Source organism: Micromonospora sp. NPDC092111, assembly GCF_044755745.1.
In the GTDB taxonomy this organism is placed as follows: Bacteria; Actinomycetota; Actinomycetes; order Mycobacteriales; family Micromonosporaceae; genus Micromonospora.
In genome coordinates, this window is the sequence record NZ_JBIVRQ010000001.1 from 804772 (window position 1) to 825979 (window position 21208).

The window sequence follows — 21208 nt, forward strand, 5'->3', positions numbered from 1 at the left end:
TGGGCATGGTCGCAATCCAATACGAGGACATCGTCAAGGTCCCGAAGGCGCTGCTGCACGATCATCTCGACGGCGGCCTGCGGCCGGCGACGGTCGTCGACCTCGCCGCCGAGGTGGGGCACGAGCTGCCCAGCACCGATCCCGAGGCGCTCGGCCGGTGGTTCGCGGAGGCGGCGAACTCCGGTTCGCTGGAGCGTTACCTGGAGACCTTCGCGCACACCGTCGGCGTCATGCAGACCGCACCGGCGCTGCGCCGGGTCGCCCGGGAGTGCGCGCTCGACCTGGCCGCCGACGGTGTGGTGTACGCCGAGGTCCGGTTCGCCCCCGAGCAGCACCTGGAGCAGAACCTCACCCTGGACGAGGTGGTCGAGGCGGTGGTCGCCGGCTTCGCCGAGGGCAGCGCGCAGGCTGCGGCGGCGGGCACGCCGATCCGGGTCGGCACCCTGCTCACCGCGATGCGGCACGCCGCCCGGTCGCAGGAGATCGCCGAACTGGCCGTCCGGCACCGGGACGCCGGGGTGGTGGGCTTCGACATCGCCGGGGCCGAGGCCGGGTTCCCGCCCACCCGGCACCTGGACGCCTTCGAGTACCTCCAGCGGGAGAACTTCCACTTCACCATCCACGCCGGCGAGGCGTTCGGGTTGCCGTCGATCTGGCAGGCGATCCAGTGGTGCGGGGCGGACCGGCTCGGCCACGGGGTGCGCATCGTGGACGACATCACCCCGGGTCCGGAGCCGGCGCTCGGCCGGCTGGCCGCGTACGTCCGGGACAAGCGGATCCCGCTGGAGCTGTGCCCGTCGTCGAACGTGCAGACCGGGGCGGCGGCGTCCATCGCCGACCACCCGATCGGGCTGCTCCGCGACCTGCGCTTCCGGGTGACGGTGAACACCGACAACCGGCTGATGAGCGGCACCTCGATGTCGCGGGAGATGGCCCTGCTGGCGGACGCCTTCGGCTACGGCTGGAAGGAACTCCAGTGGTTCACCATCAACGCGATGAAGAGCGCCTTCATCCCGTTCGACGAGCGGTTGCAGATCATCGACGAGGTGATCAAGCCGGCGTACGCGAAGCTGCTCGGCTAGCTCGACCGGTGCGGGTGGCCGGCGACCATGCCGGCCACCCGCCGCAGGATCTCGCGGGCCCGGGCCGCCTCGGCGCCGAGGCCGGTCTGTCGACGTAGCACGGCCGGCTCGGCGCGCAGCAGCGCCACGCCGCGCCGGATCAGCACCTTCGGTGCCTTGCGCTGCTCGGCCAGGTCCCGGGTCAACCGGCGGAGGAAGGTCGTGCCGCGCGGCCGGCGCAGCGCGTACGCCCCGGCGAGGAGCCCGCGTCGGCGACATTCCTCGACAATCTCGGCGGCGAAAATCCCTTCGGCGACGAAGAGTGGCGATCCGGTCACCTCGAATGGCCGGGTGGCTACCCGCCGGTCGGCACCGATCGAATAAACCGGCACGTCGGCCTTGCCCTGCTCGGCCAACCGGGCAATCGTTTCCACCGCCGTCGCGGCGTCCCAGGACGCGGGCGAGTCCCAGTCGACCAGCCCGTCGTGTGTCGGCAACGTAGGGTCATCGCCGTCCTTGTAGAAGTCGTCCAGGCACAGTACGGGAAGCCCGGTTCGCTGGGCTATGTACGACTTTCCTGAGCCGGACGGGCCAGCGAGAAGGACAACGCGGTGACGATATTCCATTACGTTCGGTAACTCCGGCCAGACGGATTGCGATCAAATTGCATCAACATCTCATCACACCTCCGGTGACCGACAACCTGGGCTTTCTCTTTCAGAGGCGGCGTGATGGAATCTCGGAGGTCCGACCCCGCCGGGTCGGTCGCTGGGCGTTGCCCGTGGCAACGCGGGACGCTGTAATCGCGAGGGCGGTGACGTGAGCAAACGGCCAAAGACGGCGGGCTCCTTCCTGTCGCGGCTGCGCCGGCCGGCAGGTTGGCTCCGCGACATGCCGATCTGGTCAAAGCTCGGTCTGATCATGATCGTGCCGACCATCGCCACGGTCGTGGTGGGCACCATCGGGCTGGTGGACCACCTGCAGACGCTCAACAATGCCAACCGGGCCGGTGACCTGGCCAACCTGGTGAGCTACTCCGGCGACCTGGTCAACACCCTCCAGGACGAACGCACCAACGCCGTCCTGCTGCTCGGCTCGCCCAAGGGGCAGGCCCGCGAGCAGTACCGGGAGGCGTACAACCGGGTCAACCAGCGGGTCGACCAGTCCAAGGCGCCCTACTCGCAGCAGCGGGCCGAGATCGAGGGCCTGCCGGCGACCCTGGAGTCGCAGCTCGCCCGGATCGACAGCGACCTGACGGAGATGCCCGGCATCCGGAGTCAGGTCTACAACGGCAAACTCCGCCTCAGCGAGGCGGTGGACCGGTACACCGGCCTGATCAACAACCTGATCGGCATCCGGGACTCGGCGACCCAGCTCGCCGGCGACAACGACCTGAGCGACCGGATGCGGGCCGCCGCCGCCGTGGCCCGAGCCAAGGAGTACGCCTCGGTGCGCCGGATCGCGGTGCACCAGGTGCTGCTCCAGAAGGCGTACACCCCGGTGCTGCGCGAGCTGTACATCTCCAGCAACACCGGTGAGCAGCAGGCGTTGCAGAGCTTCCAGGCGGTGGCCAGCCGCACCGAACGCGAGTTCCAGGACCAGACCGTGTCCGGCTCGGACCGGCGCCAGGCGGACATCTACGCCGGCCAGGTCAGCGCGCTGAACAGCGACAAGCTGGAGAGTCTCACCTTCGGCACCGACCAGTGGGACGCGGCCATGGTCGCGTACGCCCAGCTCACCCGCACCGTCGAGGTGAAGCTCGACGGCAACGTGGTGGCCCAGGCCGACGAGCTGCGCTCGGACGTGCAGCGCCAGGTCTTCATGGAGACCGGCCTGCTGCTCAGCATGCTGCTGCTGGCGATCCTCTTCGCGTACCTGGTCGCCCGGTCGATGGCCCGGTCCCTGCGCGAACTGCGGCAGGGTGCCCTCTCCATCGCCCAGTACGGCCTGCCGCAGGCGGTGGCCCGGCTGCGTGACCCCCAGGTCACCGGCCAGCTCTCCCCGGCCCAACTGGCCAATCAGATCGCCGAGCCGCTGCCGGTGCGCAGCAAGGACGAGTTCGGCCAGGTGACCGAGGCGTTCAACGCCGTCCACCTGGAGGCCGTCCGCACCGCCGCCGAGCAGGCCGCGCTCCGCTCCTCGGTCGCGACGATGTTCGTCAACCTCGCCCGCCGTTCGCAGATCCTGGTCGACCGGCTGATCGGTCACCTCGACCGGCTGGAGCGCGGCGAGGAGGACCCGGACCGGCTGGCCGAGCTATTCCAGCTCGACCACCTGGCCACCCGGATGCGCCGTAACGACGAGAACCTGCTGGTCCTCGCCGGCGCCGACTCCACCCGCGTGCAGCGCGAGCCGGCCGCCCTGATCGACGTGCTGCGCGCCGCGCAGTCCGAGGTCGAGCACTACACCCGGATCGAGTTCGGGGTCATCGACCGGGACATCGAGGTCGCCGCCCACGCGGTCAACGACCTGGTGCACCTGGTCGCCGAGCTGTTCGACAACGCGACCGCCTTCTCCCCGCCCGACTCGCAGGTGATGGTCGAGGCCCGCCGGGTCGGCGACCGGGCGTCGCTCTACGTCGAGGACCGTGGCATCGGCATCAGCGCCGAGCAGTTGTCCGACCTCAACGAGCGGCTCGCCACGCCGCCCCAGGTGGACGTGGCCGTCTCCCGGATGATGGGCCTGGTCGTGGTCGCCCGGCTGGCGTCCCGGCACGGCGTCAAGGTCGAGCTGCGGCTCGGCACCGACCGCGGCACGGTGGCCGAGGTCGTCCTGCCCACCTCCGTGCTGGTGCCCCGCGCCCTCTCCGGCCGGGCCCAGTACTCCCCGGCCCTGCCGGCCCCCGGCCAGCAGTTCGGCAGCCCCGCCCCGACCCTCGGCGCGCTCCCCGCGCTGGGCAACGGCCCCGCGCCGACCCCCCGCCAGGGCGAGTCCGGCAACCAGGTGACCCTCGGCGGCCGGCCCTTCGACCCGGCGTCGCGCAACGGCTCCGGCGCCCCGGCCAACGGTGGGCGGGCCATGCCCGCCTGGTCCGACCTGACCGGTGCCAGCGGGACCAACAGCAGCGACAACTTCGCCCCGCGCTCGGCGAACGGCCAGCCGGTCGACCCGCTGCCCCAGCGGCGCGGCGACGACCCGGGCAGCACCGGCCAGCAGCCGGTCATCCCGCGTCAACTGCCGAGCAGCCCCGAGGCCCGGCCGTACAGCGCCCCGCCGTTCCCGCCGGTGTCCTCGCCCCCCGTTCCGCCGGTTTCGGCCCCGCCGCTGCCGACCTACCCGGCCGCCCCGATCTCCGCGCAGCCGTACTCCGGGTACCCGGTGTCGGCCTCCCCGGTCTCCGGGCAGCCGGTCTCGGCCGCGCCGGTCTCCGGGTCGCCCAGCGGTCCGCTGCCGACCCGGTCCACCCCGGGAATGTCCACGCCCGGTGCCGCCGCGCCGCCGGTCTGGCCGCCGGTGGCCAACCCGGAGCGGGAGGCGGCCACCCCGCCGGTTCCCGAGCGGCTCGCCGCCGCGCTGGACATGACCACCGAACTGCCCCGGGTGCCGCGCAACGAACCCGCGCCGGCACCGCGGCAGCCGATGGCCCCGCCGGCCAACCGGCAGCCGACTCCGCAGCAGGCCCCCAACCGGCAGCGGTACGCGGACGAGACGATGGAGCTGCCGATCTTCCGGGAGCTGGAGTCGGCCTGGTTCCGTACCCGCAAGCCGGGCCCGGAGGAGGCGGCCCCCGCCCAGCCGGTGACCAACGGCGCAGCGACCCCGCCGTCCGCCGTCGACACCGCCGCTCGCGCCGTCCAGTACACCCCAGCAGGGACGACAGGTAACGCACCGATGGCAGACACTCCGACGGCCGGAGGGGCGCCGCGCGACAACGGGTCGACAGCGAACGGGGGCCTCCCCGGTCGTGGCGACACCCCGTCGCCCCGTCGCCCCGCCCCGCAGTCCGCTGGCTGGCAGACGGCCGCCGACGACGGTTGGCGGGCCGCCGTGGCCGCCTCCGACGCGCCGGTGGCGGGGACCACCCAGACCGGCCTGCCGAAGCGGACGCCGATGGCGCAACTCGTGCCGGGAGCGATCGAGAAGCCGACCGCGTCGGTGCAGCGGCGTACGCCGGAAGCCGTCCGGGGTCTGCTCTCGGCCTACCATCGAGGTGTGCAACGCGGCCGGACCACCTCGGACAACCCCACCAACCCGGACGCGACTCCGGGCGGGCAGCAATCCTCGCAGTCGGGCTTCGGCCTGATGGGCGGGAGCGGGCAGAAGGAGCAAGAAGGATGACAAGTACGCAGGATCTCGGTTGGCTGCTGGCCAACTTCGCGGATCGGGTGCCGGGTGTCGCACACGCGGTCGCCGTCTCCGCGGACGGCCTGCTCCTCGCTTCGTCGCGCGACCTGCCGCGGGACCGGGCCGACCAGTTGGCCGCCATCGCGTCCGGTCTGGTCAGCCTGACCCAGGGCGCGGCCCGCTGCTTCGAGGGCGGGGCGGTGCTGCAGACCGTCGTCGAGATGGACAACGGCTTCCTGTTCCTGATGTCCATCTCGGACGGCTCGTCGTTCGCCGTGCTGGCCGCCCGGAGCAGTGACGTCGGCCAGGTCGGCTACGAGATGGCGCTGCTGGTCGACCGGGTGGGCGACGCGCTCACCCCGCAGCCCCGTACGGCTGTCGGGATGATGGGCTGACCGGGCTGACCACCTGGTCGGCACGGAACGACAACAACAACGACGGGTTCCACCGGGCGAGAGCCGGTGTCGGGTACGAGGGAGGTGAGCGGCGACATGGCTGATCGTGACGAACCGACCGGCGCGTTGGTCCGTCCATACGCCGTGACCCGTGGTCGTACCCGTCCCCGGCTCGACATCGCCATGGAGGCGCTCGTCGAGACGACGGTGCGCGGTCGCGCCGCTGCCAATGGCAACGGCGGTCAGGGCCGGGAGCACCAGTACATTGCCGCGCTGTGTGACGGGCGCGTGCAGTCGCTGGCGGAGATCGCAGCGCGCATGCAGCTTCCGCTCGGCGTGGCCCGGGTGCTCATCGCCGACATGGCGACGGACGGCCTGGTCGCGGTCCACGAGCCGACCATCCTGGACGACTCGGACGACGCGGTGGGCACTGAACTGCTGGAGAGGGTGCTGAGTGGACTTCGCAGGCTCTGACATGTCGCACCGGCCGCCGGCCCCGAGCGGCCGAGTGACGTCGGCGAAGATCGTTATCGCCGGCGGGTTCGGCGTCGGCAAGACGACGCTGGTCGGTTCGGTTTCGGAGATCACACCGCTGACCACCGAGGCCATCATGACCTCCGCCGGCGTGGGCGTCGACGACACCCGGCAGGTGCCGGGCAAGACGACAACCACGGTGGCGATGGACTTCGGCCGTATCTCGATCGACCGGGATCTGATCCTGTACCTGTTCGGTACGCCCGGTCAGACGCGGTTCTGGTTCATGTGGGACGAGCTGGTCCGGGGCGCGATCGGTGCCGTGGTCCTGGTCGACACCCGCCGACTGGCCGACTGCTTCGCGGCGATCGACTTCTTCGAGCACCGGCGGCTGCCCTACCTGGTGGCCATCAACTGCTTCGACGGGATGCAGTACCACGACCCGCAGGACGTCCGGGACGCGCTGGCGATCTCCACCGACGTGCCGGTCGTGGCCTGCGACGCCCGTAACCGGGAGTCGACCAAGCACGTGCTGATCTCGCTGGTCGAGTACGTGCTGACGATGCGTCGCACCCGCGCGGTCGCGCCGGCCTGACCGACCTCGACGCGCCCGGTGACGGCTCCGGCCGTGACCGGGCGCTTCCTGGTGTCCATAAGCGTGCGCCGGGTGGATGTCCCGACGGCGGTGCGGACGGGCGACCCGCCGGCACCCGGTGGGCCGTGCGCCCCCGGGGACGGTCAGGAGAACCGGACCCAGCCGCCCTGGTTGACCTGGTAGACGCCGAGCGAGTCCCGCTCCATCCCGCCGTGCCGGATCGGCGCGAACGCGTACGCCCCGGCCAGTCCGTCGATTACCTGCGTCTGCAGGTAGGCGCGGATCCGTCCCCGGTCGACGCTGTGGGAGAGCCGGGCCGCGTTGGCGATGAGCTGGACGGCGTCCGAGGCGTACGGGGCGAAGCCCTTGAAACCGCCGTGTAGCTGGAGATAGCGGAAGATGAAGTCCCGCCGGGCCAGCGCCGCCGAGGTGGTGTTGGTCAGCGTGGTGCCGCCCAGGCAGGCCGGGTGCACCGCGTAGGCCCCCTCGACCACGGTCGCGTTGCTGCCCTCCAGGGTCTCCTCGGCCACCGCGGCGGCGTCGAAGAACAGCGGACCCCGCCAGCCGGCCCGGCGCAGTTCCCGGGCGGCGCTGCCGGCGTCCGGGGCGGCCGCCCAGACGATGATCCCGTCGGGTGCCCCGGCCACCGCCCGGCGGGCCGCCGTGGCGAAGGCCGTGCCGGTACGGGGCAGCCGCACGGTCCGGTCCAGCGTCACGCCGGCGGTGTCCAGGGCGGCGGCGACCGCCCGCGCGCCGGAGTCACCGTGCAGGCCGTCGGCGACGACCAGGGCCACCCGGCCGAGGCCCTGCTGTTCGATCAGGCGGGCCAGCCGGCGGGCCACGTCGGGCGCGTCGGGGGTGAGCTTGTAGACGTACGTCCGGTCGGTGAGGGGCAGCACGATGCCGTCCCCGGGCGCCAGCGAGACGAACGGGGTCTGTAGCCGCTGGGCCACCCCGATCACGCCCAGGGCGGTCTCCGGCAGGGTGGTGCCGAGCAGGGCGTGCACCTGTTCCTGGCGGATCAGCTCGGTGACCTGCCGGGCGGCGAGCCGGGGATCGCTGCGATTGTCCCGCACCACCACCCGTACCCGGCGACGCTGGTTGCCGACCTGCACCCGGTCGGTGTTGATCGCGTCCAGGGTGATCCGCAGGGCCCGTTCCTGGAGGACGCCGAGGGCGGCGCCGCGCCCGGTCAGCTCCAGGCTCGCCCCGATCAGCAGCTCCGGCCCGTCAGGTGCGGCGCTGCCGTCCGACTCGGCCTCGTCAACCGGCCGGTCCGCCTGGCCGCAGCCGGCGAGCAGCAGCGTGCCGGCCGTGGCGGCGAGCACCCGCCGACGGTTGAACACGGAGGAGTCGAGTGCCGGTGTCGCCATTGGAGTCGCCTTCCCACCCCGGCGTCACCTGCCGCCGTCGGTTCCGCCGGTATGCTTCCGGCCGTCACGACCCGACGTCAAATTCCTCGGGTGTGGGTAGAAACACGCAGGTGGGGGCGGTTGCCGCTCGGTTCAGGAGCGGTAACCGGCGGAGCGGAACTCGTACTCTCGGTCGTCGTCCCGTTCGGTCGGGTCCCGGCTGAAGTCCCAGCCACCGGCCGCCTCGCGGCCCGGACGACCCCCGACCGCGAACCCGCCGATCTCCTGCCCGCGACGCCAGCCGCGGAAGTAGCCGGTGGTGTTCTCGGCGAGGCTCGCCGCGTCCCGGACGATCCGCAGCGGACGCTCCTCGCGCAGCGGCGAACCGGGGACCAGGTTGGCCTGGGGGACCCGCTTCGGCAGCCCGGCGGAGGTCTCCGCGCCGACGGCCGGGCGGGCCGCCTGCTCGGCCGCCTGCCAGCCGGTGTCGGCGGTGGTCGACCAGTCCAGGTCGCTCTCCTCGGGCTGCCCGACGAACCACGCCGACTTGGCCTGCGCGAAGATCAGCAGATCGCCGTCGCCCTCGTCGGACACCGGCGGGGGGCGGTGCTCCATCGGCGCGGGGCGACGCTCGACCGGCTCCGGCCGGCGTTCCAGGGTCGGCCGCTCGGCCCGGGTGGCCCGCCCGGGCCGCCCCGACTCCTCACGGTCCACCAACCGCAGCGGTGGGGTGTCCAGGTGCGGGTCGGCGGACGGGCCCAGCCCGTCGCGCAGCGCCCGGTCGGCCAGCGGCGGCGGCTCCACCAGCCGCAGCATCGGCGGCTCCTGGGGCAGGTCGTCGGCGAGCCAGGGCGGGGTGACCCGGCGCTCGGTGCCGGGCCCGGCCGGGGCGTCGGCGGGCCGGCCGGGCCGTTCGCCGTACGGCGGCACCACCGGGTTGGCGGCGGAGCTGTCGGACAGGTCCTCCGGGTTGTTGACCAGCGGCCAGTTCGCCCGGGAACCGGGCGGGGCGGCAGGCTCCGGCTCGGGCCGGGGGGTCGGCACCGGGACGTTGAGGTCGGTCGCGCTGAACCCACCGGTGGGCGCCGAGAGCGCGCCGTTGGTCTTCGGCCGGGGCGGGATCACGGTGCGCTGCCGCTCGGCGCGGGCGTTGTTGATCGCGGCCGTGGTCAGCGTGGGCCGGAACGGCTCGCCCGCCTCGGCCGGAGGCACGTTGCCGCGCTGTGCCGGGGCGATCGGGGTGATCCCCGGCGGCGGGGGCGGCGGCGCGGAGACCGGGCGGTTCGTCGGCGCGTCCACACCCCGCCGGATCGGCGGGATCATGGTGGTCGGGGCGTCCGCCCCGCGCCGGATCACCGGCATGGCGGGGTCGGTACGCGCGGGCGGGGCGGCGGCCGGGGTGCCGGCCGCGGCGGCCGGGGTCACCGGCTGCGGGGCGACGGGCGGCGGCGTGACCGGGGCGGGCGCGACCGGCGGTGGCCCGAGCGGTCGGGGCGCGGCGGGCAACGCCCCGCCGGAGAGCGGCTCGGGACGACTGCGTCGCCCGGCGGGGACCGGCGGTGCCGGGTCGGCGGGCCGGACCGGACGCAGGCCGGTGCCGGTGCCGCTGAGGCCGGTCAACTCGCCGACCTGCTCGCCCCGGCGGGCGGCGGCCCGGCGGCCCGGGGCCGGGCTCGGGCTCGGGCTCGGCGTGCTGACCCGGCTGCTGAGCGCGCTCACCAGGGCCTCGCAGCCGGCGTCGCAGGCCCGTACCGAGGCGACCGCCTGCCGGACGGTCTCGGCGACGGCGGAGGTGAGTGCCCGGTTGACGGTGGCCCGACGTGGGGTCTCGGAGATGGCCACCCGCAGCGCGGTGACGGCCGCCTCGATCTCCTCGGCCTCGGCCACCCCGTCGGCGGTGAGGTGCGCCGTCACCGCCTCGGCGGCGACCGGCATCTCGTGGCCCCGGGCCGACGTGCCGGTGAGCATGTTCGGCTCGGGCAGGGCGTCGAGGACGGCCAGGGCCACCGGCTCGGCCGGGTCCGGGTACGCCCGCAGGGCGGCCGGGTAGAGCTCGCGGAGCACCTCGCGCAGCGCCACGGCGGCGGAGTGCCGGCCACTGGAGAGCGCGGCGTGCGCGGCGAGAACCTGCTTGAAGCCGGCCAGGTCGCGGGGGGCGGGCAGGGTGACCGCGGAGAGCGCGCCGGCCTGGAGGGCGCGGGCCAGGCCCACCGCCCGCCGCTCGGCCGGCGGGGACTGCATCTCTTCCAGGGAGTCGTCGTCGGCGAACCGCTCGGCGAAGTCGTCGACCGAGTCGTCGTCCGCGATCGCGAGTGGGCGGCCCGCCGCGCTCAGCAGCGAGGTGACCGTGTGGTCGTCGCTGTCCGCCGCGATCGCCGCGCCGCTCGGGCCGCCCGACCGTTCCACCAGCAGCGCGACCAGCCGGGCGTAGCCCGCCGCGTCGTCACTGATCTCGCAGACAAGCAGCAGGCGGCCTGCGTCGTCGACCACCGCGGACGTCAGCGTCGATCCGGCCGAGGCCGGTCGGTCGGCCGGATCCGCCGAGGCCAGACCGCAGTACACGCGCACGAGCGCCACGGCGTCGTCCTCCTCCCGGGACACAGGGCTTCTTCTGCCAGAGGTTGATGCTCCCCGCTCGGGGTCAGTCGCGCCAGTCCACGACAGCAGAGATCTTCCCGACAATGGTGCGCCAACCCAAACTTGCGGTTTGTGCCCCGATTTTCTTCAGCCGACGTCGACCGAGAAAACCACCGATTCCGCCGTTGACAGAGGCGCGCAGCGCCTCGTCCAGGTCGTCCAGGCTGGAGCCGGCGGAGAGCATGTCCAGCACCGCGGGTAGCCGCAGCGCGTACGACAGGTCACGGGCCGCCTCACCGGCCTCGATCAGCAGCGTCGGGTCCCACGTGTCGTGCCCGCCACGCAGGTTCTCCACGACCAGGTCGAGTTCGTAGGTGTCCTCGTCGAGCGGCGCGATGTCGGCCGGTTCCACCCGTTCGGACAGTTCATTCCAGCCGTCCAGTTGGGACATGTCGTTGGGCGCACCGGAACGGATGAAACTGACCAGCGCCTCGGGCGACTTGAACAGCAGCAGCCGGCCCTTGTGGGTCAGGAAGGCCGGCACCTCCTCGTCGCCGGCCGGATCCTCGTCCTCGTCCTCCTCCTCGTCGGCCGCTTCCCCGGCGTCGGAGTCGGTGACGCCGGCGTCGGCGTCGTCGGTGGTGGCGCGCTTGCGGCCGGCGGGCTTCTTGCCGTCCTCGTCCTTCTCGTCGTCCTCGTCCTCGGCCGACAGGGCGGCGAACTCCTCGTCGAGGATCACCACCTCCTCGTCGTCCTCGGTCTCGACGACCTGGCGCCGGGCCAGGAAGGGGTCGTCCTCGTCGCGCTCGGCGACGTCGGTCGGGGTCAGCTCGCGCGCCGGCCGGTACGCCCGGAGGGTGAAACCGGTGCCGGCGGGCAGGGCGATCTCCACCGGGTCGATGCGTAGCTCGTCCCAGAGGGAGCGGTCGGCAGGGCCGGGCTCCACCTCGGGCTCGGCCGGCCCGTCGGTGTCGTCGAGCTCGGGTTCGTCGGCGTCGGGCCGTTGGGGCGACTGGCGGGCCACGCTGACCTCCGTGTGCGTCGGTTTGCCCACTCGCCGACCCGTCCGGTCGCCGAGTGACTCTGGGCACATACCCTAGTGGGCGTCCCGGCGCGGGCGGACCCCGCACCCCGCTGGCGGTCCGGACGGCCGACAAGTAGCGTAGCTACGTATGAAGGCTCAGGCGCTGCACGGCCACCTCGACGCGCTGCTGCTGGCCGTGCTGGAGCAGGGCGAACTGCACGGCTACGCGGTCATCGAGGCGCTCCGGGCCCGCAGCGACGGCAGCCTCGACCTACCCACCGGCACCATCTACCCGGCACTGCGCCGGCTGGAGCGGGCCGGTCACGTGGCCAGCTCCTGGAGCACCGTCAACGGGCGGGAGCGGCGTACCTACCGGCTCACCGACTCCGGGCGCGCGGCGCTCGCCGGCGAGCGCGCCGGCTGGCGGGAGTTCAGCGCCACCGTCGGCCGCTTCCTCGCCCCCGGCGGCCCCGGCCCCACCCCGGCCTGATCCGCCGGCCCACCCCCGGCCCGAAGCCCCCGCCGCTCCAGCTCAACCCCGCCAGGGGGTCAGGGTGCCAGGGCCAGGTAGCCGCGCTCGGCGGCCTCCTGGAGCAGCCACTGGTCCCGGTACCAGCCGGGGACGCCGACCAGCTCCGGATGCCGGCCCCGCTGGATCACCCGGCCGGCGTCCAGCACCACGATCTCGTCCAGCCCGTCCAGACCGCTGAGCCGGTGGCTGATCAGCAGCACCGAGTGCCCGGCCGGGGTGGCGGACAACGCCGAGGCGAGCACCGCGTCCGCGGCGACCGGGTCGAGGCCCTCGGTCGGCTCGTCCAGCACCAGCACGGCGGGGGCGGCGAGCAGCGCCCGGGCCAGCGCGAGCCGCTGCCGCTGGCCGCCGGACAACTGGCCGCCCTCCTCGCCGACCACGGTGTCCCAGCCGTCGGGTTGGGCGCGGACCCAGTCCAGCAGCCCGGCGGCGCGGGTCGCGGCGGCCAGTTCCGCCTCGTCGGCGCGGGGCCGGCCGAGCAGCAGGTTGTCCCGCACCGAGGCGTGGAACACGTGCGCCTCGGCGAGCAGCCCGCCGATCGCCCGGGGCAGCTCCTCGGCCGGGTACGCCGACAGGTCGCGCCCGTCCAGGGTGATCCGCCCGGCGTCGGGGCGTACGGCTGCGGTCAGCACGGCGGCCAGGGTGCTCTTGCCGGCGCCGCTCGGCCCGACGACGGCGATCCGGCGGCCGGCCGGCAGGTCCAGGTCGACCCCGTCCAGGGCGGGCGCGGCACCCGCCCGGTACCGGACGACGACCCCCGCGAAGCGCACGTCGGGCGCCGCCCCCTCGGGCACCGGGACAGGACCCGCCGTCGGTGCCCCCGACTCACCGGTCCCGGTCGCCGCCGGCCCGGCGTCGGGCTCGTCGAGCAGGGCCGCGACCCGGGACAGCCCGGCCCGGAGCTGGGTGTGCTGCCGGGCCGCGCCGACCAGGGCGAGAGCGATCTCCACCGCCGCGAGGGTGCCGACGGCGAGGACGCCCACCAGCACGCCGTCCACCCCGGCGCGGAGCGCGGCGAGCACCACCCCGGCGGCGGTCAGCCCGGCCACCAGCACCCCGGCGCCGTCCACCGCGAACCCGGTCGCGGCGAGCCGGCGCTCCAGCCGGGCCAGCCGGTCGGCGCGGCCGGTGGCGGCCCGCAGCGCCGGCCCGGTGGCACCGAAGGCGGCCAGGTCGGCGGCGCCGTGGGTGAGGTCCACCGCGTCGGTGGCGAGCGCCCCGCGTAGCGGCGCGACCTCGTCGGCGGCCCGTCGGGTCAGCGCGGTGGCCAGCATCGGCAGCGCCACCCCGGCGACCAGCAGCCCGACCGCGAGCACCCCGGCCGCAGGGAGGGAGAGCAGCGCGGCCCCACCGACGGCGAGTGCGCCGACCAGCGCCGCCGCGGCGCCGGGCACCAGCACCCGCAGCAGCAGATCCTGCACCGCCTCCACGTCGGAGACCAGCCGGCTCAGGGCGTCCCCGGTCCGTTGCCCGGCGGTGTCCCGGCGGCCGGCGAGGGTGGCGAAGACCCGGGCCCGGACGTCGGTGATCATGCGGAGCACGGCGTCGTGGCCGGCGAGTCGTTCGGTGTAGCGGAACACCCCCCGGCTGATGGCCAGCGCCCGGACCGCGACGATGGCCACGGTGAGCCGGTCCAGCGGCGGCCGGCCGGCGGCGCTCATCAGCAACCAGGTGGCGGTGGCCATCAGGGCCAGCCCGGCGAGTTCGGTGGCCGCGGCGAGCAGCCCCGCCCCGACCAGCCGGCCCAGGTACGGCCGGGCCAGCCGCAGCACCGCCCGCTCCGCTCCGGTGCCGCTCATCGGGTCGCCTTCCCGGCCGGCGTCGGGTTCAGCTCGGTGACCCGGCCGTCGGCGACGTGCAGGACCCGGTCGGCGTCCTCCAGCAGCGCCGGCCGGTGGGCCACCAGCAGCGCGGTACGCCCGGCCACCAGCCGGCGGGTGGCGGCCAGGACGATCGCCTCGCTCGCCGTGTCCAGCCGGGCGGTCGGCTCGTCGAGCAGCACCAGCGGGGCGTCCCGGAGGAAGGCCCGGGCCAGCGCGACCCGCTGCCGTTGGCCGCTGGAGAGCCCGTGGCCGCGCTCGCCGAGCGGGGTGCCCAGCCCCTCGGGCAGGGCCGCCACCACGTCGTCCAGGGCGGCGTCGGCGACCGCGTCGGCCAGCGCGGCGTCCGGGGTGTCGGGGGCCCCGAGGCGGATGTTGTCGGCCAGCGTGGCGGCGAACAGGTGGGCCCGCTGCGGCACCCAGGCGACCTGCCGACGCCAGTCGTCGAGGTCGACACCCGCGAGGTCGACGCCGGCCACGGTGACCCGGCCGGAGGTGGGGGCGACGAAGCCGAGCAGGAGGTTGAGCAGGGTGCTCTTGCCGGCGCCGCTTGGCCCGACCACGGCGATCCGCTCACCGGGCCGGACGGTCAGCGTGACGTCCCGCAGCGCGGTGGTCCGGTCGTAGCTGACGGTGACGTTCTCGAACCGGATCTCACCGGCGCCGGACGGTGCCGGCCCGGGCCGGGCGGCCGGCGTCGCGCCGGCCGGGTCGGCGGAGACGGTCAGCGCCTCGTCCAGCGCGGTCAGCCCCTCCATGCTGGCGTGGAACCGGCTGCCGGCCGCCCGCAGCGGCAGGTACGCCTCCGGGGTGAGCAGCAGCACCAGCAGCGCGGTGGACAGGGTGATCCCGCCGGAGAGCAGCCGGATGCCGACCGGCACCGCGACCAGCGCCACCGACAGGGTGGCGACCAGCTCCAGCACCAGCGCGGAGAGGAAGGCGATCCGCAGCGTCTTCATGGTGGCGACCCGGTGCCCGTCGGCCATCCGGCGGACCACCCCGGTCTGTGCCCGGGCCCGGCCGAACGCGCGCAGTGTGGGCAGCCCGGCGACCATGTCGAGGAAGTGCCCGCCGAGCAGCGCCAGCCGCCGCCACTGGCGTTCGGTGGCGGCCTGCGCCTGCCAGCCGAGCAGCGCGCCGAAGACCGGGATCAGCGGGATGGTCAGCGCGATGATCAGGGCCGAGCCCCAGTCGGCGAAGACCAGCCGGGCCAGTACGGCCGCCGGCACGGTCACGCTCAGCACCAACTGGGGGAGGTACCCGGTGAAGTAGGCGTCCAGCGCGTCGAGGCCGCGCCCGGTGAGGGTGGCCAACTCCCCGGCCCGCTGGCCGGCCACCCAGCCGGGGCCGTGCCGGCCGACGGCGGCGAGCAGGTCGGCGCGGAGCGTCGCCTTCACCGTGGCGGCGGCCCGCGCCGCGACCGTGCCCTGCCCCCAGGAGACCAGGGCCCGACCGCCGACGGCGGCGACGAAGCCGGCCAGCGCGGTGCTGTCCAGCCGCCCGTGGATCGCGGTGGCCAGCAGTGCGGCCAGGGCGGTGGCCTGCCCGACGACCAGCAGCGCGGTGAGCCCGCCGAGGACCGCGAGCACGGCGAGGTCGCGCCGGGCCCCGGGGACCCGACGCAGCAGACGTGGGTCGAAGGGACGGCGGTTCACCAGTACACCGGTGCCCTGCCGTCGGTCCGTCCCCGGAACACCCACCAGCACATCGCCTGAAAGCCTAGTAGGGCCGGTAGGAGCGGCAGCGCCAGCCAGCCCAGCCGGCCGACCGCCCCGAGCAGCAGGCTGAAGCCGACCGGCGAGGTGAGCATCACGACGGGGGTCCACGCCGGAGACGGCCCGGTCCTGGTGGTGGCGAACTGCAGGCGTGCGAGGAGCAGGGTGTCCATGACCGCTCTCCAGGGGTGTCGGCTCCCTTATCGTAGGAAGCCTACACGTAGCTTCGCTACACGTGTCTACTGCGTCATGTCGTAGGCAACATTACGACAAGGCGTAGTAGCTGTTCCCCCGGCGGCGCCCGCAAGATCGTGCGCGAACGTGGAAACAGTGCGTCCGGGCCCGCGCGAGGCCACCGGATCCTGGCAGTAGCGCGCTCCCCGGGGCCGACCGGCGGCCGGGATCAGGTCAGCTCAGGAAGAGGGAGATCGGCAGGGCGACCAGGGTGGTCGCCACCGCCAGCGCGGCGGCCCCGAGCAGCCGGGGCGGCCGGTCGGCCACCATCAGCCGCTGCACCCGGACGTCGAGATCGCGGTCGCCCATGCCCAGCGCGCCGGCCGGGGTGACCCGGTGGCCGGCGGCGGCGAACCGCCGCAGCGCACCCGCCAGCGGAGCCTCGGCGTGCAGTTCGCGGGCCTTGTCGTCGGCCCGCATCTCGACCAGCAGGGCCACCCGCTCGTGCGCGTCGCGGACCCAGCGGAACCACGGCAGCGCCCGGCAGAGCGCGGTGAACGGCAGCAGCACCAGATCGTGCCGCTCCTGGGCGTGCGCCCGCTCGTGGGTGAGCACCGCCGCCAGTTCGGCCCGGTCGAGCAGGCTGAGCGTCCCGGCGCTGACCACCACCCGGGGCCGCACCCCGGGCAGGCAGTACGCGGCGGCACCGGGATGGTCGAGCACCAGCGCGCCGGGCACCGTCGGATCCCGTCGGGCGACCAGGGTGAGCAGGTCGCGGTGCCGGCGCTGGGCCCGGACGGCCGCGTGCACGCTGCGGACGGTCGTGGTGAGCAGCACCACCCCGATGCCGAAGCCGATCCCCACCAGACCCAGGTGGACGGCGGTCACCCCGGCCGGGAGGGTGCCCTGGCCCAGGTCGGTGGCGAGGGCGAGCAGCGCGCCGCCGGTCGGCCGGTCGTACCCGGCCAACCCGAGCGCCATCGGCAGGCCCATCGCGGAGAGACCGAGCGCCAGCCCGACCGCCTGCCAGCAGACGATCGCCACCCGGGGGGCCCGCCACGTCCAGGTCGAACCGGCCAGGACCTGCGCGGTCAGCCAACAGGCCAGGATCGACGCGGCGAAGTGCAGGGCGTACGCCACGACCGTCGCCCTACCGGTCCGTCGCCTCGTCGGCGAACCTGGCCCGGCCGGCCTGCGGGTCCTCGACCCGGTCGGTCAGTCCGGCCTCGGCACCGAGCGCCGCCCGCAGCACGTCGGCCTCGGTGCCGGTCACCGACCGGGCGAAGCGCACCAGCGCCGCGTCCCGGCTCCCGCCGAGGTCGAGGGCGTCGAGCATGAGCTGGGCGATGTACGCCTCACGGCTGGCGGCGGCCCGGTAACGCCAGGCCCGCCCCTCCCGTTCCCGCTGCACCATGCCCTTGCCGGCGAGCCGGTCCAGCACGGTCATCACGGTGGTGTACGCCAATTCGCGCCCGTCCAGCGCGTCGGCGACCTCGCGCACGGTCACCCCGTCCGACGCGGCGGGCACCGAGTCCCACAGCACGTCCATCACCGCACGCTCAAGATCGCCCAACCGAGTCACGGCGCAATCCTACCCCCCGTAGTACGACCAACTGTCGGACCGGGGCCGGTCGAATCGGCACCGCCCGCAGCCGTTCGGACCGAGATCGGGGTCGCCGCTGTCCGGTGCCGGACCGCCCACTGTCGGGTGGCCCCACCCGACTGGTAGACGGTCTCCAGTCTGTGAAGGAGGCACCCATGAACGCTCACGTCCGTCGGCTGGCCGTCGTGCTCGCCGCGACGGTTCTCGGGTCGCTCGCCGCCGTGCCCGCGTCCGCCGCCGGGGCACCGCCCGGTCCCGTCGCCGTCGCGGCGGAGGCCGACGGGCTCGCCCTCCGCGTGGACTGGACGCCGCCGCCGGACAGCACGGGGATCACCGGGTACCGGGTGAGAACGGTGCCCGCCGGTCTCTCCCTCGACCTCCCGGCCGGCGCCGACCACGCGGTCCTCGCCGGGATACGCCCGAACACCGGGTACGTCGCCCAGGTGGCGGCACTGGCCGGTGCCGAGGTGTCGCCGCCCACCCGGGCCGGGCAGGCCGTCACCGTGACCGCCCCGGGCGGTTCACTGACCGCCGTGCCACCGGCCCGGCTGTTGGACACCCGGGCGGGTCTGGGTGCGCCGACCGGAGTCACCCGGCAGGTGGTGTTGACCGTGGCCGGCCGCGGGGGCATCCCCGCCACGGGCGTGGCGGCGGTGGCGCTGAACGTCACGGTCACCGAACCGGCCGGCGGTGGCTTCGTCACGGCGTACCCGGGTGGAACGGCCCGGCCGACGGCCTCGAACGTCAACTTCGACCGGGGACAGACGGTCGCCAACCTGGCCGTGGTACCGGTCGGCGCGGACGGCACCGTCGTCGTCTACTCGTCCGCGCCGACCCACCTGGTGGCCGACGCCGCCGGCTGGTTCTCCACCGCGCGGACCGCCTCGCCCGCCGCCGGCCTGTTCCACGGGCTGAGTCCCACCCGGCTCGTCGACACCCGGACCGGACTCGGCGGCACCACCCCGGGCCCGGACGGCCGGCTCGACGTCCAGGTCACCGGGGCCGGTGGGGTGCCCGCCTCCGGGGTGTCCGCGGTGGTGCTCAACACCACCGTGGCCGGCTCCGACGCCAGCGGGTTCGTGACGGCCTACCCGGCGGGGCAGCCCCGGCCGACCGCCTCGACGCTGAACTTCGTGGCCCGACAGGTCCTCGCCAACCGGGTGATCGTGCCGGTCGGCGGCGACGGCAGGGTGAGCTTCTACAACCGGGCCGGTTCGACTCCGCTCGTCATCGACGTCACGGGCTGGTTCAGCGACGGCTCGGACCCCTCCGTCGGCGGCGGCTATCTCGCCAGCGTCCCGCCGACCCGGATCGTCGACACCCGCACCGGGCTGGGCGCCAGCAGGGGGCCGGTGGCCGGTGGCGCCTCGCTGCCGGTTGTCGTGGCGGGCCGGGCGGGCCTGCCGGCGGCGACCGCACCCGTGCCGCCCACCGGGCTGGTCGCCAACGTCACGGCGGTCCAGCCGACCAGCGCCGGGTTCCTCACCGTCTATCCGTCCGTCACCGCCCGACCCACCGCGTCGGACCTCAACTTCACGGCCGGCTCGGTCGTGCCCAACCTCTCCGTCGCCCCGCTCGGCGTCGACGGCGGCACGCTCGTGCACAACTCCGCCGGGGCCACCCACGTCGTCGTCGACGTGGTCGGCTACTTCCTCGGCGACACGGCCGCGCCGAGCAGCACCCACCAGGCCCGGCCCGGCGACGTCCAGGCGGTGACCGGCCCACCCGGGGGCGTCCGGCAGGTCGTGCTGGCGTCGCAGGCGAGCGCGCCGCAGCCCGGTGAGGTGCTGTCCGCCGGGGCCGGCCCGACCACCCCCGACGGGCTGCTGGTCAAGGTCACCGGCACCGGCACCGACGCGCAGGGCAACCGGGTGCTGGCCACCGAGCCGGCGACGTTGCAGGAGGCGTTCGGCGCCGGGCACTTCTCGGTGTCCGCGCCGCTCTCCGCCGACGACGTCGCCGTCGCCGGCACACCCGCCGGATCGGGTCCGCCCGCCCTGACCCCGGACCGGCTGCGTCACCGCCTCACGGGACGGGAGTCGACCAGCCCGGTGGGACAGGGCATCGACAGGGCGGTGACCTGCACGGGCGGCGGGTCGGTCAAGGTGGTGGGGAGCATCAGCGTCAGCCCGTCGGTCAACCTCTCGGTCGAGTGGGGCTGGTTCTCGGTGCAGTCGGTGACGTTCACCGGCACCCTCACCCAGGACGCGTCGCTGACCGCGACCGCGCAGGCGGCGAGCGGCTGCCAGCTCGGCCCGGTGCCGCTGCTGCCCGCGCCGATCCGCTTCGCGCCGATCACGTTCAGCATCGGCCCGGTGCCGGTGGTCGTCACCCCGCAGTTGCAGTTCTACCTCTCCGCCGACGGCACCGTCAGCGCCCAGGTCAGCGCGGGCGCCACCCAGCACGCCGCCGGCACGCTCGGGCTGTCGTGGTCCGCTGCCGGCCTTCGTCCGATCGCCCAGACCAGCAGCAGCTTCAGCTACCCGCCGCCCGCCCTGTCCGGGGGCGCGTCGATGACGGCGCGGGTGGGTCCCCGGCTCGAACTGTTCCTGTACGGCGTGGCCGGCCCCTACCTGACGGCGGACGTCAACGTGAACCTGGCGGCGAATCCGGCGGCCGAACCCTGGTGGACGCTCACCGGCGGACTGGACGCCGGTGCCGGCATCGCCCTGCCGTCGCTCGGCTTCGACCAGAGCAACCCGTCGATCCTGCGCTACCGCAGGACGCTCGCGCACGCCCCGTGGCCACAGCACCTCTACGCCGTGGAGTGCGTGAGCAGCGACTGCTTCACCACGCTGCGCCTCGTCCAGACCGACGACCGGGGTGGCAGCAGGCGGCAGATCGGCGGCACCTTCTCCGGCGGCCCGAGTGCCGTCGCCGTCAATCCCGCCGGCACCGAGGTGGTCTTCGAACGGATGGGGGGCAGCCGTGGGATGACTCTGTTCGTCCGCAACGTGGCCACCGGGCAGGATCGTCAGCTCACCTTCCAGGACCCGAAGTGCAGCATCGACACCTTCGACGACGACCCTGTGTGGTCCCCGAACGGCGCGACCGTCAGCTTCTCCCGCAGCAGCACCTTCGGTACCTACACCTGCCCGTCGGACGGCATCTACGTCGTCGCCGCCGGTGGCGGCACCCCGAGCCGGGTCAGCACCAACCGATGGGACGGGCCGCCGTCCTGGAACCCGGCCGGCGACCGGTGGGCGATGACCACGGCCACCCGACCCGCGACGCTCTACACGAGCGCCCCCAACGGCAGTGGGAAGAAGACCCTCTACACCGGGGGCCGCGACGAGGGGTTCAGCCCCGCCGCCTGGTCGCCGGACGGCGCGACGATCGCCTTCGGCACGGACGGCGGCAAGGTGTACGGCTACTCGCCGGCCGGCGCCCGGCTGTGGAGCCTGACGCCGGCCAACTACTGCACCGGATACCCGGTGGCCTGGGCCCGGGACAGCGAGTCCGTCTTCTACCCCGGGTGCCAGTCGGGCAGCCACTCCCGCACCGTCTACCGGGTCACCGCGGCCACCGGTGCGACGCCCACCCCGATCACGTTCGACCGCCCGGTCCTCGCGCTCGGGGTGGGCCGCTGACCGTCACCAGCG

At 74.4% G+C, this 21208-nt stretch carries 16 protein-coding genes; 7 read left to right on the forward strand and 9 right to left on the reverse strand.

Features of this window, described 5'->3' with window-relative positions; translation table 11 throughout:
* Positions 1 to 5: 5 nt before the first annotated feature.
* Positions 6 to 1082, forward strand: coding sequence for an adenosine deaminase (locus tag ACIQG9_RS03330; RefSeq protein WP_400397987.1), 1077 nt, complete (start codon positions 6 to 8; stop codon positions 1080 to 1082).
* Here the strand turns inward: ACIQG9_RS03330 and ACIQG9_RS03335 are convergent.
* The gene (locus tag ACIQG9_RS03335) at positions 1079 to 1558 is read right to left on the reverse strand and encodes an ATP-binding protein (RefSeq protein WP_400397988.1); all 480 of its coding nucleotides are present in this window, start codon (positions 1556 to 1558) and stop codon (positions 1079 to 1081) included. The genes ACIQG9_RS03330 and ACIQG9_RS03335 overlap by 4 nt on opposite strands.
* 322 nt (positions 1559 to 1880) lie before the next feature.
* Here ACIQG9_RS03335 and ACIQG9_RS03340 point away from each other — a divergent pair, with 322 nt between their 5' ends.
* From ACIQG9_RS03340 to ACIQG9_RS03355, 4 genes are all read left to right on the forward strand, one after another.
* Positions 1881 to 5339 (forward strand): nitrate- and nitrite sensing domain-containing protein, encoded by a 3459-nt coding sequence (locus ACIQG9_RS03340; RefSeq protein WP_400397990.1) that lies wholly within the window; start codon positions 1881 to 1883, stop codon positions 5337 to 5339.
* Positions 5336 to 5740: a roadblock/LC7 domain-containing protein gene (locus ACIQG9_RS03345; protein ID WP_073839925.1), complete on the forward strand. Its 405-nt coding sequence runs from the start codon at positions 5336 to 5338 to the stop codon at positions 5738 to 5740. The genes ACIQG9_RS03340 and ACIQG9_RS03345 overlap by 4 nt, the downstream gene beginning before the upstream one ends.
* Before the next feature lie 96 nt (positions 5741 to 5836).
* Complete coding sequence (locus ACIQG9_RS03350) at positions 5837 to 6214, forward strand: DUF742 domain-containing protein (protein WP_130321596.1); 378 nt, start codon at positions 5837 to 5839, stop codon at positions 6212 to 6214.
* Between the two features lies 1 nt (position 6215).
* Complete coding sequence (locus tag ACIQG9_RS03355) at positions 6216 to 6809, forward strand: ATP/GTP-binding protein (protein WP_210775114.1); 594 nt, start codon at positions 6216 to 6218, stop codon at positions 6807 to 6809.
* 143 nt (positions 6810 to 6952) lie between these two features.
* On the opposite strand, the gene ACIQG9_RS03360 is transcribed toward ACIQG9_RS03355, so the two are convergent.
* From ACIQG9_RS03360 to ACIQG9_RS03370, 3 genes are all read right to left on the reverse strand, one after another.
* Complete coding sequence (locus tag ACIQG9_RS03360; RefSeq protein ID WP_400397993.1) at positions 6953 to 8182, reverse strand: ABC transporter substrate-binding protein; 1230 nt, start codon at positions 8180 to 8182, stop codon at positions 6953 to 6955.
* A 132-nt stretch (positions 8183 to 8314) separates the two neighbouring features.
* Positions 8315 to 10762, reverse strand: coding sequence for a transposase (locus tag ACIQG9_RS03365; protein ID WP_400397995.1), 2448 nt, complete (start codon positions 10760 to 10762; stop codon positions 8315 to 8317).
* A 40-nt stretch (positions 10763 to 10802) separates the two neighbouring features.
* Positions 10803 to 11792: a DNA primase gene (locus tag ACIQG9_RS03370; RefSeq protein WP_400397997.1), complete on the reverse strand. Its 990-nt coding sequence runs from the start codon at positions 11790 to 11792 to the stop codon at positions 10803 to 10805.
* 118 nt (positions 11793 to 11910) lie between these two features.
* On the opposite strand from ACIQG9_RS03370, the gene ACIQG9_RS03375 reads away from it, so the two are divergent.
* Entirely contained in the window at positions 11911 to 12252 is a 342-nt protein-coding gene (locus ACIQG9_RS03375) for a PadR family transcriptional regulator (protein ID WP_400397999.1), read from the forward strand.
* Between the two features lie 59 nt (positions 12253 to 12311).
* On the opposite strand, the gene cydC is transcribed toward ACIQG9_RS03375, so the two are convergent.
* The 5 genes from cydC to ACIQG9_RS03400 all read right to left on the reverse strand — a co-directional run bounded on the left by cydC (position 12312) and on the right by ACIQG9_RS03400 (position 17585).
* Positions 12312 to 14093, reverse strand: coding sequence for a thiol reductant ABC exporter subunit CydC (gene cydC / locus ACIQG9_RS03380; RefSeq protein ID WP_400398000.1), 1782 nt, complete (start codon positions 14091 to 14093; stop codon positions 12312 to 12314).
* The gene (gene cydD, locus ACIQG9_RS03385; protein WP_400398001.1) at positions 14090 to 15769 is read right to left on the reverse strand and encodes a thiol reductant ABC exporter subunit CydD; all 1680 of its coding nucleotides are present in this window, start codon (positions 15767 to 15769) and stop codon (positions 14090 to 14092) included. Before cydD ends, cydC begins: the two co-directional genes overlap by 4 nt.
* Entirely contained in the window at positions 15766 to 16002 is a 237-nt protein-coding gene (locus ACIQG9_RS03390) for a hypothetical protein (RefSeq protein WP_400398002.1), read from the reverse strand. The genes cydD and ACIQG9_RS03390 overlap by 4 nt, the downstream gene beginning before the upstream one ends.
* Before the next feature lie 235 nt (positions 16003 to 16237).
* Positions 16238 to 17143, reverse strand: coding sequence for a M56 family metallopeptidase (locus ACIQG9_RS03395; RefSeq protein ID WP_400398003.1), 906 nt, complete (start codon positions 17141 to 17143; stop codon positions 16238 to 16240).
* Positions 17144 to 17153: 10 nt separating this feature from the next.
* A complete protein-coding gene (locus tag ACIQG9_RS03400; RefSeq protein WP_400398005.1) occupies positions 17154 to 17585 on the reverse strand; it encodes a BlaI/MecI/CopY family transcriptional regulator in 432 nt (143 codons plus the stop codon).
* A 176-nt stretch (positions 17586 to 17761) separates the two neighbouring features.
* Here ACIQG9_RS03400 and ACIQG9_RS03405 point away from each other — a divergent pair, with 176 nt between their 5' ends.
* A complete protein-coding gene (locus ACIQG9_RS03405) occupies positions 17762 to 21196 on the forward strand; it encodes a fibronectin type III domain-containing protein (RefSeq protein ID WP_400398007.1) in 3435 nt (1144 codons plus the stop codon).
* Positions 21197 to 21208 lie beyond the last annotated feature (12 nt).

Excerpts from the sequence above, each read along its gene's own strand:
- ACIQG9_RS03360 (WP_400397993.1), bottom strand. The coding sequence starts at position 8,182 with ATGGCGACACCGGCACTCGACTCCTCCGTGTTCAACCGTCGGCGGGTG.
- ACIQG9_RS03405 (WP_400398007.1), top strand. The coding sequence starts at position 17,762 with ATGAACGCTCACGTCCGTCGGCTGGCCGTCGTGCTCGCCGCGACGGTT.
- ACIQG9_RS03355 (WP_210775114.1), top strand. The coding sequence starts at position 6,216 with ATGTCGCACCGGCCGCCGGCCCCGAGCGGCCGAGTGACGTCGGCGAAG.
- ACIQG9_RS03330 (WP_400397987.1), top strand. The coding sequence starts at position 6 with ATGGTCGCAATCCAATACGAGGACATCGTCAAGGTCCCGAAGGCGCTG.
- cydC (WP_400398000.1), bottom strand. The coding sequence starts at position 14,093 with ATGAGCGGCACCGGAGCGGAGCGGGCGGTGCTGCGGCTGGCCCGGCCG.
- ACIQG9_RS03350 (WP_130321596.1), top strand. The coding sequence starts at position 5,837 with ATGGCTGATCGTGACGAACCGACCGGCGCGTTGGTCCGTCCATACGCC.
- ACIQG9_RS03390 (WP_400398002.1), bottom strand. The coding sequence starts at position 16,002 with ATGGACACCCTGCTCCTCGCACGCCTGCAGTTCGCCACCACCAGGACC.
- ACIQG9_RS03345 (WP_073839925.1), top strand. The coding sequence starts at position 5,336 with ATGACAAGTACGCAGGATCTCGGTTGGCTGCTGGCCAACTTCGCGGAT.
- ACIQG9_RS03375 (WP_400397999.1), top strand. The coding sequence starts at position 11,911 with ATGAAGGCTCAGGCGCTGCACGGCCACCTCGACGCGCTGCTGCTGGCC.